The sequence below is a fragment of the Marinactinospora thermotolerans DSM 45154 genome (assembly GCF_900167435.1).
GTDB classification, from domain to species: Bacteria; Actinomycetota; Actinomycetes; order Streptosporangiales; family Streptosporangiaceae; genus Marinactinospora; species Marinactinospora thermotolerans.
This window is the reverse complement of sequence record NZ_FUWS01000004.1, coordinates 404449-420914: the sequence shown is the minus strand read 5'-3', so window position 1 is coordinate 420914 and position 16466 is coordinate 404449. Positions and strand designations below refer to the sequence as shown.

Annotated in this window: 12 protein-coding genes; 5 read left to right on the top strand and 7 right to left on the bottom strand. The window is 74.3% G+C overall.

The features are described from left to right. Positions 1-322 precede the first annotated feature (322 nt). From B5D66_RS09755 to B5D66_RS09730, 6 genes are all read right to left on the bottom strand, one after another. Entirely contained in the window at positions 323-643 is a 321-nt protein-coding gene (locus B5D66_RS09755; protein ID WP_078761318.1) for a hypothetical protein, read from the bottom strand. A 43-nt stretch (positions 644-686) separates the two neighbouring features. Then, positions 687-1328 (bottom strand): hypothetical protein, encoded by a 642-nt coding sequence (locus B5D66_RS09750; protein WP_200813586.1) that lies wholly within the window; start codon positions 1326-1328, stop codon positions 687-689. A 185-nt stretch (positions 1329-1513) separates the two neighbouring features. Beyond that, positions 1514-5077, bottom strand: a complete 3564-nt coding sequence (locus B5D66_RS09745; protein ID WP_078761389.1) for a TM0106 family RecB-like putative nuclease — start codon at positions 5075-5077, stop codon at positions 1514-1516. 101 nt (positions 5078-5178) lie between these two features. Then, positions 5179-5850 (bottom strand): septal ring lytic transglycosylase RlpA family protein, encoded by a 672-nt coding sequence (locus B5D66_RS26455; RefSeq protein WP_078761317.1) that lies wholly within the window; start codon positions 5848-5850, stop codon positions 5179-5181. Positions 5851-6265: 415 nt separating this feature from the next. Further along, positions 6266-7195 carry a ribonuclease Z gene (locus B5D66_RS09735; protein WP_078761388.1) on the bottom strand — a complete coding sequence of 310 codons (930 nt, stop codon included), beginning with the start codon at positions 7193-7195 and terminating at the stop codon, positions 6266-6268. A gap of 518 nt (positions 7196-7713) precedes the next feature. Continuing rightward, complete coding sequence (locus tag B5D66_RS09730) at positions 7714-8871, bottom strand: protein-tyrosine phosphatase family protein (protein ID WP_235000893.1); 1158 nt, start codon at positions 8869-8871, stop codon at positions 7714-7716. Between the two features lie 205 nt (positions 8872-9076). Between B5D66_RS09730 and B5D66_RS25445 the strand changes: the two genes are divergently transcribed. Continuing rightward, positions 9077-9265 (top strand): hypothetical protein, encoded by a 189-nt coding sequence (locus B5D66_RS25445; protein ID WP_078761316.1) that lies wholly within the window; start codon positions 9077-9079, stop codon positions 9263-9265. 117 nt (positions 9266-9382) lie between these two features. On the opposite strand, the gene B5D66_RS09720 is transcribed toward B5D66_RS25445, so the two are convergent. Then, complete coding sequence (locus B5D66_RS09720) at positions 9383-11101, bottom strand: SpoIIE family protein phosphatase (RefSeq protein ID WP_078761315.1); 1719 nt, start codon at positions 11099-11101, stop codon at positions 9383-9385. A gap of 559 nt (positions 11102-11660) precedes the next feature. Between B5D66_RS09720 and nirB the strand changes: the two genes are divergently transcribed. The 4 genes from nirB (at position 11661) to B5D66_RS09700 (ending at position 16452) form a co-directional block, all read left to right on the top strand. Next, complete coding sequence (gene nirB, locus B5D66_RS09715; protein WP_078761314.1) at positions 11661-14168, top strand: nitrite reductase large subunit NirB; 2508 nt, start codon at positions 11661-11663, stop codon at positions 14166-14168. 3 nt (positions 14169-14171) lie between these two features. Continuing rightward, the gene (gene nirD / locus B5D66_RS09710) at positions 14172-14543 is read left to right on the top strand and encodes a nitrite reductase small subunit NirD (protein WP_078761313.1); all 372 of its coding nucleotides are present in this window, start codon (positions 14172-14174) and stop codon (positions 14541-14543) included. Further along, positions 14540-15703, top strand: a complete 1164-nt coding sequence (locus B5D66_RS09705) for a uroporphyrinogen-III synthase (RefSeq protein WP_078761312.1) — start codon at positions 14540-14542, stop codon at positions 15701-15703. The genes nirD and B5D66_RS09705 overlap by 4 nt, the downstream gene beginning before the upstream one ends. A gap of 62 nt (positions 15704-15765) precedes the next feature. Beyond that, complete coding sequence (locus tag B5D66_RS09700; protein WP_235000892.1) at positions 15766-16452, top strand: sirohydrochlorin chelatase; 687 nt, start codon at positions 15766-15768, stop codon at positions 16450-16452. The last annotated feature ends 14 nt before the right edge of the window (positions 16453-16466 follow it).

Genomic DNA, 16466 nt, shown 5'->3' with positions numbered 1-16466 from the left:
GGGCGAGCGGGGAAGGGGGACGGCCGGGGAGGCTCGGCCTCCCTGCGGCCGCGCAGGCTGGGCGGGCACGGCCCAGGTGGTCTGTGTGGGGATCGGGCGTGACCGGCTTCACGGCGCAGACCAGGGCCCCATCAGGCGAGGCCGGACCCGGGTAACGGAAGGAGCCGTCCGGGCAGGCGAGGCGCCGGCCACGGAAGGAGCCGTCCGGGCAGGCGGGGCGCCGGCCACGGTGGCGCCGTCTCGCCCCGTGCCTCCAGGGGCGGGTCAGGGCGCCGCGGCGGTCATGACCGACAGCGCGCGCCGCACCCCGGGGCGCGGGGGGTCATCCGGGCAGGAGCAGCGTCCCCGAGGCGAACACCACCGGCCACAGGAGAAGGACCAGGGACAGCCGCGCGGTGAGCGGGTCGTCGGCCACCGTCGCGATCGCCGCACACAGCAGCGGCAGGCCGACGGCCGCGCCGACACCGAGCGTGTACCATTCGGCGGCCGAGCGCACCCCCTCCCCCGACTGGGTCGCGGCGATTCCGTTGAGACAGCCCACCGGGCCCAGCAGCATGCAGAGCAGGGCGAGCACCCCCACGGTCACGCGCACGCCCCGCTGGCGCCGTTGCGGTGCGCCGGGACCGCCTTCGGGCGTTGACATCGTTCTTCCCTTCCAAGGTCGTGGCCGCTATGGGCGCCGTGGTTCAGGCGGGAAGGCGGAGCAGGTCGCGCTCGTCGAGGAAGTCGGCGACGGCGTCGGCGAGCTCGGGGATCCCCCGATCCGCCACCTCCAGTTCCAGCACGGGCAGACGCGAGGAGGCCGCGGCGGCGCGCAGCTCCTCCTGTTCGCGGACGAACGTCGACAGGTCGTCGTACTGGGAGGGGTTTCCCGACACCTTCAACCGCTCGGCGCGCGCCGCCGGGAAGGTGGCGGGCGCGCGCGTGCACAACACCACCACGAAGCCCAACGGGGCCAGGCGCTCCTCCAGCCAGCCGAAGTCGTAGTGGCGGCCCAGGCGGGCCTGGTGCACCCGGGTCGACAGGTGGAAGCGGTCGACGATCCAGGAGTAGTAGCGCTGGAGCTCAAACATCCGCACCCAGGTGCGGTAGGTCTCCAACGCCGGGTCCGCCAGCTCGGGGCCGAAGTCGATCAGGCTGGGCCCCCACGCCTGGTTGGACAGTCCGCTCCACTCGGCCGAGACCAGCGGCGAGTGGTAGCGGTAGCGGCGCGGGCCCACGATACGGGGGTGCTCGTTCAGCGCGAACGCCAGATCGGTCTTGCCGGTCAGGCGGGTGCCCTCCAGGATGATCTTGGGGCACAGCGGAGTGGTGGGGATCGAGGTCACAGCGTAATCCAACGCGGTCGCGGCGCCGTGATCAAGACCGTGGGCGTGTGGCGATGGCCGGTCGCGGACTGCGGGGGCGGACACGGGCAGCGCGCCGCCGTGGTGGTCGGCCTCCCCGGCGTCCATGCGTGCCGTCCCCGCCGGTCCGGGCCGTGGTGACGAGACGACGGTCGGGCGGGGCCGTCTCAGGGGCGCGGGGTCCAGCGCGTTTCCCCGGCGGGCGGCCAGGGGCGGGCCCGGGCGCACAGGTCGGCGAAGCCCGCCAGCACCCGCAGCTCGCCCACCGAGCGGGGCGCCGCGGTGACCAGTCCCGGGGAGTAGACCAGCGCGGCGAGCACCTGCGCCCGGGACAACGCGACGTTGAGCCGGTTGCGCGAGAGAACGAAGTCCAGCCCCCGGGTGGCCTCGGCCGCGCTGGAGACCGTCATCGAACAGACCACCACCGGCGCCTCCTGCCCCTGGAAGCGGTCCACGGTGCCCACCCTGACCTGCTCCAGGCCGGCCTCCTCCAGCGCCCGCCGCAGCGCGCGGACCTGGAGGTTGTAGGGCGCCACCACGAGGATGTCGGCGCCGGTCAGCTCGCGCGGCGGTGCGCCCGGTTCGCTGAAGCCCGTCCCGACCAGGCGGGTGACCAGGTCGAGGACGGCCGTGACCTCCTCGGGGCTGTGGGTGGCCCGCCCGGCGTGTTCCACCTCCACCCGGTACAGCCCGGGTTCGGCGGCCTGTAGATCGCGCAGCGCCGCGGAGGGGTGGGCGTGCAGCAGCCCCCGGTAGGACAGGTGCGACACCGGGGCGCACACCGCCGGATGCATCCGGCGGGTCTGGTCCAGGAAGTAGCCCATGGAGGGGGCGATGATCTCGTCGTCGCCGACCAGGTGTTCCAGCGCGGAGGCGTCGGCGCCCTCGCCGTGAGTGCCCTGGACGACCTGCGGTAGCTGCTGGGGGTCGCCGAGCAGGACCAGGTTGTGGGCGGCGGCGGAGACGGCGAGGGTGTCGGCCAGGGCGAACTGGCCGGCCTCATCGACGATGAGCACGTCGAAGGGGTCGGCCAGGATCGTCTCGTTGGCGAAGTTCCAGGCGGTGCCGCCGACCAGGTAACCGCCCTCCTGTCCCGAACGCCACCCCGCCAGTGCCTTGACGTCGCGCGGCTGGTGCCAGGGCAGGTCGGGGTCGGCCTTCTTCGCCGGGCGCTTGGCGCAGGGCAGGTCCGCGCCGGCCGCCCGCACCGCGGCCGACAAGACGTTCTCCACCGCCTTGTGGCTGGTCGAGCAGACGCCCACGCTGCGCCCCTGGGCGACCAGGTGGGTGATGAGCCGCGCGGCCAGGTAGGTCTTGCCGGCCCCCGGCGGCCCCTGCACCGCGAGGTAGGAGGAGTCGAGCCGTTCCACCGCCGCGATCACCGTGGCGACGAGATCACCGTCGTAGTGGGCGGGGTCGGGCAGCTCGCCGCCGTCGCGCAACCGGGGCGGGCGGCGGCGCAGCACGTCCAGCCCGGCGCCCTCGCGCGGTTCGGGCAGCGCGGCGACGGCCTGTTCGGCCACCCCGTGCAGCGCGGTGTCCTTGGGCGCCGAGCGCACCGGCGGGCCGGGCAGCACCGCGATCGGCGCGCGGGCGTAGGTGTCGCCGGGGTCGGCGGTCTCCACCAGCGTGACCCGGTCGGGGCCGGCGCTGTGGACGCGGGCGGTGACCGCGGTGGCGGGCTGGCCGGGCGGCCCCGCGTACAGCAGCCGCACGTCGTCGCCTGCGCTGTAGGGGTGGGGGCGGGCCGGGTCGGCGCGCACCTCCAGCTCGCGTCGGGACTTGCGCCGGCGGCCGGTGGGCTCCTGCCACTCCCCCGCGCGCACCCGCACCGGGACCAGGCAGTCGTTGTCGGCCTCCAGCTCCTCGACCGGCGCGGACAGGCGGCGGAAGTAGTCCCACCACGACGGGTTCTCCTCGCGCCGGTAGTAGCCGACGAGGGCGGCGAGCAGGGCGCGGGCCTGCTGGTCGGCGTCGCGTGCGGCGGGGTCGGCGGGGACCCCCTCCAGCAGCGGGTCGGTGAGGGCGCGCAGGCGGGCCTCCACTTCGGCGCGCAGGCGGGCCCGCTCCGCCGCCGCCTCGGGGTCCTCCTCGATCAGCTCGGACTGGCGCAGCGGTCGCACGGTGATGCCGTGCTCGTCGCGCCGTTCCTCCAGCCAGTCGCGCAGCCGGGCCGTGGACACGCAGTCGTCGCGGTTGTAGGCGGCGATGTCGGCCAGGATCTTCTCGGCGCGTTCGGACTCCCCGGCCTCGCGGGCGGCGAGGTAGTCGGCGTAGGCGTCGATGCTGGAGGTGGCGGTGGTGACCTCGCCCGAGCGTCCGCCTCCCAGGTAGAGCGGCTCCAGGTACTTGATGGAGTAGGAACGCTGTGACACGCGCAGGCTCTTCTTCACCACGGTGTACAGGTCGACGAGCCGTCCGCCGCGCAGGAGTTCATCGACCTCGGTCTCGCGGGTGGCGAACGCGGCGGCGAGCAGTTTGAGCCGGTCGGCCTCGTAGGAGGCGTAGTGGTAGATGTGGGCGTCGGGGTCGGCGTCCATGCGGGCGACGGCGAAGTCCACGAACTCCTCGAAGGCGCGTTTCTCGCCGGCGCGGTCGTGGGCCCAGAAGGGGTGGAAGAGGGTCTGTCCCTCCTCCTCGGTCACCGCGCCGAACAGGTACTCCAGGCCGCGTTCGCCCGCGTCCCCGTAGTAGGGGTAGCCCTCCATGTCGAAGAACACGTCGCCGGGGCTGGGCGCGGGCAGGGAGGCCAGCCCCTCCTCGGCGTAGACCTCGGCGATGACGGTGCCGACGGGGTCGTCGACGGTGCGGGTGGCGTCCTGGCGGACCTGGAGCGCGGCCTGTTCGCGCAGGCGGGTGTAGGAGTGGCGGGGCAGGGCGGCGGGGCGGTCCTCCTCGGTGGCGGCGGCCAGCGCGTCGATCGTGGTGATGCCCACGTCGTGCAGCTTGCGCACCTGGTCGGTGCGGATCCCGGCGACCAGGGACAGGTGGCGGGCCCGGGAGCGGCCTTCGGCGCACATGGCCGCGTAGCCGCAGCGTTCGCAGGTGTGCCGGGGCTCGCCCCACAGTGGCCGGGGCAGTGAGGCGGGCGTGTCCAGCCGGCGCACGAGGCGGTCGCGTACGGGGGCGAGGAAGGGGATGAACTCGGCGACCCGGTGGGAGCGGATGGCGCGGTCGCCGGTGAGCAGGTGCATCTGCTCGGGTGGGCGTGGCGCGACCCGGGACAGGGCGTCGGCGTAGGCGGCCAGCTGGAGGACCGCTCCGGGGCCGGGGTCGCGGGCGAGTTTGGTGTCCCAGGGCTCGTAGGAGCCGTCACCGGGGCGCCGTTCGCCGGTGGCGGGGTCCACGCGGGTGCTGATGAGGAAGTCCGCGCGGCCGTGGAAGGCGACGTGGGGGGCGATCGGCTGGTAGAAGACGCCCTGGTAGATCACCGGGGCGCCGGCCGCCATGGCCTCCGTGGTGGCGCGTGCCGCCGCGGTCATCGCGGCCTCGGTGGGTTCTGGGTCGTCGATGGCGACGACGCCGTCGCCGAACAGTTCCCGCAGGCGCTCCAGTTCGGCCTGCTCGTGGGCGGCTCCATGGCGGGCGACGAGGGGGTCGATGTCGGCGGGGACCGGCGCGCCGGGGACCCGGGCGGCCAGCGCGGCCTTGAGCGCGCTGCGGTGGTCGCACTCCATCGCGTCGACGAGATCGGTGGGGGAGATCACCCAACCCGACACGGTGCGAAACACCGGCACGCCCCTTCCCGGCAGTGGAACTCCCGGGGAATTGTGTCACGGCCCCGCCGTGGCGGGGCCGTGACACGGGCGGGCGGTGGCGTCGGGGCGGCGGGTTACTCGACGACCTGCCATTCGACGTCGACGACGCCCTGGCTGGCCGAGGCGATGGTCTCGAAGGCGGCCGTGGACAGGTCCAGGCAGCGGCCGTCGATGTAGGGGCCGCGGTCGTTGATGCGTACCGTGACGCTCTTGCCGTTGGCGGGGTTGGTGACCTCGACCATCGTGTGCATCGGCAGGGTCTTGTGCGCCGCGGTCATCGCGGAGGGATCGAAGGTCTCGCCGCTGGCGGTGGGCTGGGGGTCGCTGTACATCGACGCCTCGCAGCTGCCGCCCTGGCCGGTGGGGGCCGGCGAGGCGCCGGAGTCGCCCGAGGTGCCGGTGGAGGAGGTCTCCCCGGTGTCCTGGGTCTCCGCGCGGGGTTCCTCCTTCTCGGCCTGGCGGGCCGAGCCGTTGAAGGCCTGGACGGCCTGGTCGGTGGCCTCGGCGCGCAGCCGCTCGGCCGTCTGGGGGTCCGGGGAGGAGACGGCGCCCTCGGAGAGCGGGGCCAGGGCCGCGGTGCGGGCCTGGGGGATGGCGGCGGCCTCAGGCGTGGTGGCGGGGGCGTCCAATGCGGCGGCGCCCGCGGTGGCGCCGGCGACGACGACGGCGCCGGCGGCCGCGGTGGCGACGATCAGGCGCTTGGACTTGGTGAACGGCGCGGGGCGAGAGGGCCGGTGAGTGCCCACGGCGAAGATCCTTTGATCGGGAGCAAGGGATGTGGCCGCGCGGGGTTCCACGAAGAGTGGGGAGAGCGGCGACGGCCACCGGCCACCCAGAGCACGGGGTGGCGACGTAGGGAGCGCCGGGATCGGTGTGACCTCGGGGGCGCCGTGTTCGAGCGTATGGGTAACGGGAGGGTAACGGAACCCGAAAGGCAGAGTTTGTGGGCCAAGTCACGTATTTTGACATGTTTTGCCCGTTTTGTCCGTCCGGTCATGCGCACACCGCCCTCCTCCCCTCACCCACGGTGCCGACCCGGCGCCATTCCGCGCTTCGGCGCGCTGGGCACGTGTCTACCGGCGAGAGGAAAGCGGGGTCAACGATCTGCGGCGATTTTGCCGAGACGGGACAACCCCTCCCGCCGGCCCACCGGCTCCGGGCTCACCCACGGCGTGGCGGCACCAAAACCCGCTCCAGGTCGGCGGCCAGCACGATCTCGCCCCCGAAGTGCCGCGCGGCCTGCTCCACGAACCGCTCGTCCGCGTCCTGCTCATAGCGTTCGGAGATGTGGGTGAGCACCAGCCGACGCACCCCCGCCTCGGCCGCGATCCGCCCCGCCTGGCCCGCCGTCAGGTGCCGGTAGGCCACGGCCAGCTCCTCCTCGGCGTCCAGATAGGTGGACTCGATCACCAGCAGGTCGGCCCCCTCGGCCAGCCGCACCGCGTTGTCGCACATCCCGGTGTCCATCACGAAGGCGAACACCTGCCCGCGGCGGACCTCACTGTGGTCGGCCAGGTACACCCGCTCCCCCGCGGCGTCCAGTACCGACCCCTCCGCCTTGAGACGGCCCACCGCCGGCCCGCTCACCCCGCGCGCGGCCAGCCCCTCGGCGCGGATGCGCACACCGTCGGGTTCGGCCAGGCGGTACCCGTAGGTCGGGATCCGGTGCTCCAGCGGCAGAGCGGTCAAGGTGAAGTCGGCCTCTCCCGGCAGCTCGGCCGCCGGCCCCTCCACGGGCTGGGCCACGACCGAATCGGTGTCGGCGAACTCGGTGGCGTGGCGCAGCCGGCGCCAGTACCGCTCCCCCGCCGCGGGAAACGCCACCCGCACCTCATGGGCCACCTGATCCCGCGCGATCCGCTGCACCACCCCGGGCAGCCCCAGACTGTGGTCGCCGTGGAAGTGGGTCACGCAGATCCGGGTCAGGTCGTGCGCGGCCAGCCCGGCCAGCCGGAGCTGGCGCTGGGTCCCCTCCCCCGGGTCGAACAGCAGACCGTGGGAGTCCCAGCGCAGGAAGTAGCCGTTGTGGTTGCGCCGTCGGGTCGGCACGGCGCTGGAGGTCCCCAAGACGACGAGTTCACGCATCGACATGCAGGGGATCATCCCAGCTTCGCCATGGGGCGGCGATGGAATATCCCGCGCACCCGGTACAGGAGAACCGCGTTCCAGCGCCACCGCTCAGCAGCCAAGCGCGGATCCGGCGCGCCGGGCCAGGGAGGTCCCCGCCCCCGGCCTCCCCGCCTCCAGCGTGGGCCGTCTCGGCCCCCGGCACCTCCCCGGGGTGAGCGCCCGCCATGACAGCCCCACGGCGATCCGGGGCCCGCCCAGGTCGGCCGGCTCCAGGCGGGGCACCGGTGGCCAAGACGGCCGCGCGCAACCGCCGCGCCGGCATCGTGTCGCCCTCGACACCCGGGTGGGGGCTCCTCGGCCGGCCCGCGCTCAGCGGATCCGGATCGGCCGCGGCGAGCCGCGGGGACGGCCGCCGCGCCGGGGCCGAGGGCGAGGCGGCGCTCGGGGACACCGCCCGGTGGAAGGGCATCGGTGTCCGTCCCCGCCGCCCCGGGGCGCCGGGCACAGGCCCGCGCGGGCCGATGGCCTCCCCCGAAAAGTCAGCCCAGACGGTGGCGGGTCACCTCCGGCATGCCATCGGGGAACAGCGCCGCAGCGGGGTCGGTCAGTTCGACCCCGTTGAGAACGGCGACGGTCCGCGCCAGCTCGGCGTTGTTCAGATGCCCGCCCACCGCGCGAATGGCCTCACGTAGCGCCGTCACCACCTCGACACCGCGTGCCAACACCGCATAGTGCGCCGCAACAGCGGGCGTCCGCGACTGGCAGGCCGCGCAGTGCAACAGCACCCGCTTGCCCTCGGCCCGCAGCGTCGCGACGGCGCGCGCCGCCTGGTCCAGCACGAAGTGCAGATTGGAGTTGAGCCCGGTGGTATCGGCCAGCCACACCTCGACGGTGTCGCGTGCCGGTAAATGAGCGGGCATGTCCCCGGCACCGACCTGGCACAGCGACACCACGGCCTGGGCATCGGTGGCGGTGGGAACGTAGGGGAGGCTGCACAGGATCACGCCGGGGTCATGGGGGTGGGGCACCTGGAAGGGGGCGTAACGGTTGAAGGGCAGGGAGGAGGCGCATTCGACCTCGGGCCACTGATCCGGCCGGGGTCCGCGAACGGCCACCACCGCGCCGATGACGAGACGGCGCAGCGGCAGGATGTCGGCGAGCCTGCGCTGGATCTCCAGCGGGACCGCGGAGACGCCCCAGCGCGCCCCCGCCAGGGCACCGGCGTACAACGCTGCCTCCGGCCCCCCGGAGGCGTGGGCCGACCGGATCGCGTCGACCAGGTGGCGGCAGGGGAACGTCCGGCGGGCCGGATCCAGCCGGGGCACCGGTGTCGTGGTCACCGCCCGCCAGGCCGCGGAGATCGGACCGTAGGCCGACGTGGACGCGGCCGGTATGAGCACCCCCTCCTCGACCGCCTGGCGCAAAGCCAGCGCCCAGGCGAGCTCGGCTTCGGTGTCGACGGCCTTGGCGACGGCCCGCGGGTCGTCCAGGTGCCGCAGCGCGGTCATGACCAGCCAGGCCAGGTAGGAGGAACCCGTCCCGTCGGCGTCGGGCCGCTCCAGCGCGCCGATCTCCGAGTCGGGGAGCCGGGCCAGGCAGGCCGCCATCGCCGCCCCGGCCAGGGCGCCGGCGGCACGATCCAGCCGGGGATACTCCAGGCGCCAGTCGTCCGCTCGCCCAGGGATCGTCGTTTTCACGGGAAACCTCCCACTCCTCGCCTGAACGGCCGTTGCGGATATTCCCACGCGCCGATCAAGTAGCACCGCGCCGCCGCTTCCGGCCAGGCCGTTTTCCCCAGGGGAGGAACATGGGAAGGCCGTGGGGAAGGGATCAGCGACCGCGGAGGGAATCGTAGAGGAGACGCCGCGTCAGGGCCTCGGCCGGCCCCGGAGGTCCCGCCCGGTGCAGGACGTGGGCGCCCACGACCGTGACCAGCCAGACCGCCGTGGCCGGCGCGACCACGGAGGCGCTGCGCCGGAGCGCGGCCGAACGCGGGGCCCCGAGATCGAGGGCGGGCTGAGCTACGCGCTGGAGGAGGTCGAACGACTGCGCAGGGAGCACCTGGGCAAGGGCATCGACTCGGCCCCCTGACCAGGCCCTTCCGCGGCCCGGGCCACCGCGATCCGCCCGGGCCCCCGTGTGACGCCGGGCCCGGCCCGCTCGACGGGACCGGGCTCGCCCCACACCGTCGCCCGGCCGCACCCCTCCTCAGGAGGCCGGAATGCGCACGGCGATGAGGGTGATGTCGTCGCGCGGGTCGCCGAGCTCACCGGCCAGTCCGGCGCACAACTCGTCCAACGGCCACTCGTGGTGGAGGGCGGCGTACCCGCGCAGCCGGGTCATCCCGGTGTCGAGGTCCTGGACGCGCGACTCCACCAGTCCGTCGGTGTAGAGCAGGAGGGTCGAGCCGGGCGCCAGCACCATCTCGGCGGTGGGCCGAGGAGCCTCGGGCAGCGCGCCGAGGAGCGGGGCGTGCCCGCCGGAGAGGTGGCGGGCACGGCCGTTGCCGGAAACGAGCAGGGGCGGTGGATGCCCGGCCACCGACCACGACAGCCGCCAGGCCCCCTCGGCGGCGGGCCGCAACCGGGCGAAGACGGCGGTGGCCGAGTCCGCCAGCGCAAGATGGTCCTGGGCGCGGTCCAAGCGTCTCAGGATGGTGCCGGGATCGTCGTGGGGACGGTCGACGGCCAGAGCCCGCAACATGCTGCGCAGTTCGCTCATGCGCGAGGCCGCCTGGATGTCGTGTCCCGTGACGTCCCCGATGATCAGAGCCAGGTCGCCGCCGGGCAGGGGGAAGGCGTCATACCAGTCGCCGCCGACCTCGGCGGCGTGGCTGGCGGGCCGGTAGTGCGCGCTCAGCTCCAGCCCTGGATGGGCGGGCAGGTCGGTGAGCAGCGCGCGTTGCAGGGTGGCGGCGATGTCGGCCTGCCCCGCGTGCAGGCGGGCGTTGTCCAGGCCGAGCGTGGCGCGGCGGGCGATCTCCTCGGCCAGGGAGAGGTCGGCCTCGTCGAAGGGGCGCTCCCCCGGGGCGCGGGTCAACGTCAACGTCCCGAGCGTCGCCAGGCGCGTCCTCAGCGGCACGACCAGTGCCTGGCCCGCGCCCAGCCCGGTCAGCATCGCGGCGGTGGCCCGCTCCAGCGCGTCGGCGTCCGGTGGGGGGACGAAGGGGGCGGCCAGGTGGCGGGTGGGTCCTCCGGCCAGCACCTGCGCCACGACGGCCTTGGAGACCGGCCCGTGCCGCGGCAGATCGTCCTCCAACGCGCCGGCGGGCACCCGGTCCGGGGCGCGGTGGGCCCAGGCCACACGGTGCAGCCGGCCCGCGCTCGCGGCGAGGTCGACCAGCGCGGCGTCGGCGATCCGGGGGACCAGCAACCGGACCAGCCTGCGCAGCCCCTCCTCGGCGTCCAGGGTGCTGCTCAAGGCCACGGTCAGCTCGCCGAGCCAACTGGTCTCGGCCAGGTCGGACTCGGCCCGCTCCCGCAGGGCCTCGCTGTGGGCGTAGCGGTGCGCGCGCTGCTCCTCCCAGTCCCGCCGTGCGGCGTCGTCGTGGAAGAGCACCACGGCTCCCCCGCCCGAGGGCAGCGGCGTGGCCGTCCACCACACGGCCGACGTGGTGCCGTCGGAGCGCAGTAGCACGGCGCGGTCACCGCTGACGCCGTGGCCGTCGGCGAGCTCCTCCAGGATCGGTCGCTGTTCCGGCAGCCCGTGGTCACCCCCGGGAAGGGGGTTGAGGAGACGGTGGGCGTCCTTTCCCAGCAGCGCGCCAGGGGGGTAGCCCAGGTGACGTTCCGCCCACGGATTGCAGGCGATGATCTTCCCCGCGGCATCGACGACGTAGACCCCGGCCCCCAGTTCGGTGAACAACACCGACAGTAGGTGCGCGTCCACCGGCGGAAGCGGGCCGCCGCCCGTCTGATCGCCCCCCATGTGCCCTATTCTGCCCGGAGGGCGAGGAGGGATGTACCGAGGCCGCGCGCTCGCGGCCGTCCCCGCTCAGCTCGATCCGCACCGTCGTGTCCGCCGCCACGGTGACGAGACGCATCGCGCGCACCGGCACGGTCCACGTGTTCCGCCCCCGGATGAGCCGCAACCGCTCCCCGTCGAAACGCGCGGTGAAGCCGCGCCCGGAAACCACGATCTCGGGTTCGTCGGCCACCGGCCGATCATGTGACATGCCGGGATCGTAGCGATGGAGGCGGCCGGTGCGAAGACGTCGAGGCCGGCCGGGCGGCCCGGCCGGGGCGTGCCGGTCGCGCACGGCTCCACCCCCGAGGCGGGACCCCCGTCGCCGGCGCGGGACCACCGTTGTCTCCGGCCCCGCCGGATCACACCCCCCTCAACTGCGGTGACAGGACAACGAAACGTGGCCGTCACGGAAGGCTGACGGCGGTGAAACACCGACCCGCTTCCCTGGACCCACCGAAACCTGTTCGGGACGCGGCGTCGCGGCCCCCGAGTCGAGCACCGCTAGGAGAACCATCCGGCTATGAGACAACTCGTCGTCATCGGAAACGGCATGGTCGGCCACCGTCTCGTCGAGGCGGTGCGCGACCGGGACACCGACGGCACCTGGCACATCACCGTGCTGGCCGAGGAGTCCCGTCCCGCCTACGACCGGGTGGCCCTGTCGTCGTACTTCGACGGCGCCTGCGAGGAGGACCTGCGCCTGCCCGACCTGGTCCGCCGGGGAGGTGTGGACCTGAGGCTCGGCGAACCCGCCACGGCCATCGACCGGGCCGGACGGACCGTCACCACCCGCACCGGCGCCGTGGTCGGCTACGACGCGCTCGTCCTGGCCACGGGCTCCTCGGCGTTCGTACCACCGGTCCCCGGCCACGACCTGCCCGGTTGCCACGTCTACCGGACCCTGGACGACCTCGACGCGATCACCGCCTCCGCGCGAGACGCCCGTACCGGTGTCGTCATCGGCGGCGGCCTGCTGGGGCTGGAGGCGGCCAACGCGCTGCGCCTGCTCGGCGTGCGGGCCCACGTCGTCGAGCTGGCCCCCTGGTTGATGCCCGCCCAGATCGACGAAGGAGGCGGCGCCCTGCTGGGTGGCCTGATCGCCGAGACGGGGGTCACCGTGCACACCGGTGTCGGGGTCGAGGCGGTCGAGGCCGGCGCCGACGGCCGGGTCGCCCGGGTCAGGTTGGGCGAGCGTGAACTCGCCGCCGACATCGTGGTGTTCGCCGTGGGGATCCGGCCGCGCGACGAGCTGGCCCGCGCCGCCGGCCTGGAGGTCGGCCCGCGCGGCGGCGTCGTCGTCGACGAGGCGTGCCGCACCCTCGACGAGGCGATCTACGCGGTCGGCGAGTGCGCCCAGGCCGGTGGGACCGTCTACGGTCTGATCGCTCCCGGCAACGCGATGGCCGAGGTCGTCGCCGACCGCCTGCTCGGCGGCACCGCCGCGTTCACCGGCGCCGACACCTCCACCAAGCTCAAGCTGCTGGGCGTCGACGTCGCGAGCTTCGGCGACGCCCACGGCCGGACGCCGGGCGCGCTGGAGGTCGTGCTCAACGACGCGCCCGGCCGCCGTTACGCCAAGCTCGTGGTCTCCGACGACGCCCGCACGCTGCTGGGCGGCGTCCTCGTCGGCGACGCCACCGCCTACGCGGGGTTGCGCCCCCTCGTGGGACGCGAACTGCCCGGTGACCCGCTCGACCTCATCGCCCCGGGGCGCGAGGGCGGGGGGATCGGGGTGGGCGCGCTCCCCGACGACGCCCAGGTCTGCTCCTGCAACGCCGTCACCAAGGGCGCCCTGGTCACCGCCATCCACGACGGGGCCTGCGACGTGGCCGTGCTGAAGGGCTGCACCGGGGCCGGCACCAGCTGCGGCAGCTGCGTCCCCATGCTCAAGACGCTGCTGGCCGAGGCCGGGGTGGAACAGTCGCGGGCCCTGTGCGAGCACTTCGAGCAGTCCCGCGCCGAGTTGGTCGAGATCGTCACCGCGACCGGTGTCGCCACCTTCTCCGAGCTGATCGCCCGCTATGGCCGCGGCCGGGGCTGCGACGTCTGCAAACCGGCGGTCGCCTCGATCCTGGCCTCCCTCAACGGCGGCCACATCCTCGACGGCGAGCAGGCGGCCCTCCAGGACACCAACGACCACTTCCTCGCCAACATCCAGCGCAACGGCACCTACTCGGTGGTGCCGCGCATCCCCGGCGGGGAGATCACCCCCGACAAGCTCATCGTCATCGGGGAGGTCGCCCGCGACTTCGGGCTCTACACCAAGATCACCGGCGGTCAGCGCATCGACCTGCTCGGGGCCCGGGTCGAACAGCTCCCGGCGATCTGGCGGCGCCTGGTCGACGCCGGATTCGAGTCGGGGCACGCCTACGGCAAGTCCCTGCGCACGGTGAAGTCGTGTGTCGGCTCCACGTGGTGCCGCTACGGGGTGCAGGACTCCGTCGGGCTGGCGATCGAGCTGGAGCTGCGCTACCGGGGGCTGCGCGCCCCGCACAAGATCAAGGCCGGGGTGTCGGGGTGCGCGCGCGAATGCGCCGAGGCGCGCGGCAAGGACATCGGCGTCATCGCGACCGAGAAGGGGTGGAACCTCTACGTCGGCGGCAACGGCGGCTTCCGGCCCCGCCACGCCGACCTGCTCGTCTCCGACGTCGACCACGACACCCTCATCCGCTACATCGACCGGTTCCTGATGTTCTACGTGCGCACCGCCGACCGGTTGCAGCGCACCGCGGCCTGGATCGAGGCCATGGACGGAGGACTGGACCACCTGCGCGCCGTCGTCGTCGACGACGCGCTGGGCATCGCCGCGGACCTGGAGGCCGCCATGGCGCGCCACGTCACCGGATACGCCGACGAATGGCGCGGGGTCCTCGACGACCCCGACAAGCTGGCCCGGTTCGTCTCCTTCGCCAACGCCCCCGACGTCCCCGACCCGACGATCGCGTTCGAAACCGAGCGGGAGCAGCCCGTTCCCGCAGGACCCGTCACGCTGGGCATGCCCGTCCGGCGCCCGCACGCGGAGGTGTGACAGATGACCGTTTTGGCCCTGGACTCCGGTCTCACCTGGATCCCCGCCTGTCCCGCCGACCGGCTCACCCCCGAACGCGGCGTGGCCATCCTCCTGCCCGACGGCGGCCAGGTCGCGCTGTTCCGCACGTTCGACGGCGCGCTGTACGCCATCGACAACATCGACCCCTTCAGCCACGCCGCGGTGATGGCGCGCGGGATCGTCGGCGACCGCGATGGAGAGCCGACCGTGGCCTCGCCCATGCTCAAGCAGGTGTTCTCGCTGCGCACCGGGGTGTGCCTGGATGATCCATCGGTGCGCCAGGCCGTCCACACCGTCCGCGAGCGCGACGGGGTCGTCGAGGTCACCGTCCGGCCCAGCGGCGGGACGGCATGAGCCGCGCCCCGGCCTCCACGCCGGCGGCCCCCGTGCCCGAGGCGGGGACCGCCGGCGTCGAACCGCTGTCGGGGTACACCGTGGCGGTGACCGCCGCGCGTCGCGCCGAGGAGTTGAGCGCGCTGCTGCGACGCAAGGGCGCCGAGGTGGTGTGCGCGCCGGCCCTGCGCATCGTCCCGCTCAGCGACGACCGGCGGCTGATGGACGTCTCGCGCGAACTCGCCCACCGGCCCCCCGACGTCGTCGTGGCGACCACCGGTATCGGCTTTCGCGGCTGGGTGGAGGCGTGCGAGACGTGGGGACTGGCCGAACCGCTGCTGGCGGGGATGCGCGGCTCGCGGCTGCTGGCACGCGGTCCCAAGGCCAAGGGGGCGATCCGCGCGGCCGGCCTCACCGAGGAGTGGTCGCCCCCCTCGGAGTCCTCCGCCGAGGTGCTGGACCACCTGCTCGCCACCGGTGTGGCGGGCCTGCGCATCGCGGTGCAGCTCCACGGCGAGCCTCTGCCCGACTTCTGCGCCACGCTGCGTCTGGCCGGCGCGGACGTCGTCGAGGTGCCCGTCTACCGTTGGACCACGCCCGACGACGTCGCGCCGTTGGACCGGCTCATCGACGCCGTCCTCACCGGCCAGGTCGACGCCGTGACGTTCACCAGCGCCCCGGCCGCTGCGGGGCTACTGCAACGGTCCCGGGCCAACGGCACCGAGGAGCGGCTGGTCGGCGCGTTGCGGGGTGAGGTGCTGGCCATGTGCGTCGGCCCGGTCACCGCGCGCCCGCTGATGATCCGGGGGATCCCCACCGTGTGGCCGGCGCGGGCCCGTATCGGCGCGCTGGTCAAACGGCTCGCGGACGAGCTCCCCGACGCCTCCCCGTCCCTGCCCGTGGCCGGCCACCTGGTGCGCTTGCGCGGACACGCGGTGTTGGTCGACGAGGAGCTACGGCCGGTCTCGCCCGCGCCGATGCGGGTGCTGCGCGAACTGGCCCGCCGTCCCGGCGAGGTCCGCGACCGCGCCGACCTGCTCGCCTCGCTGGGCGGCGACGCCGACGCGCACGCGGTGGAGACCGCGGTGGCCCGGTTGCGTTCGGCCCTGGGCGATCCCCGCATCATCCAGACCGTGGTCAAGCGCGGTTACCGGCTGGCGCTGGACCCGGGCGCGTGCTGACCGCCCCCGTCACCGGTTCGCGCCGCGGGGCCCGGACCGGCCAGGAACGTGAGGAGGGCCTTGTGCGCCCCACCCTGCTGCTCGCCGTGCACGGTACCCGTGATCCGGACGGCCTCGACGTCACCAGGGCCCTGGCCCGAGGTGTCCGGGAACGCGCCGGCGTCCCGGTGCGGCTGGCCTTCGCCGACGTGCGGGATCCGGACGTGGGCGACGTCGCCGCGACGATCAGCGGGCCGATCGTCGTCGTCCCCGCCTTCCTGGCCGCCGGCTACCACGTGCGGGTCGACATCCCCGGCCAACTCGCCCGGGTCGGACGCTTCGACGCGCGGATCACCGGCGCGCTGGGCGGCGACCCGCGGCTGGTGGCCGCGGCCGCGCGGCGGCTGCGCGAGGCCGGATGGCGCGCCCCCGACGCGGTGGTGCTGGCCGCCGCGGGATCGTCCGACCCCGGCGCGCTGGCCGAGGTGGCCGACGCGGCCGGGCGGCTGGCCGAGACGCTGGGGAGCCCCGTGCGCACCGGCTACATCGCCACCGGGACGCCGACCGTCGCGCAGACCGTCGCGGCCCTGCGGGCCGAGGGGCACCGGCGTGTGGCGATCGCCTCCTGGCTCCTCGCCCCCGGCCTGTTCCATCAGCGCCTGGCCGGTGCCGGGGCCGACCTGGTCGCCGGGCCGCTGTGCCCCGACAGTGGCGTGGCCGCCGCCGTCGTGGCCCGCTACCGGGAGGCGGTGGCCCCGGCCCGGGTGTGATCCGCCGCCGGCCG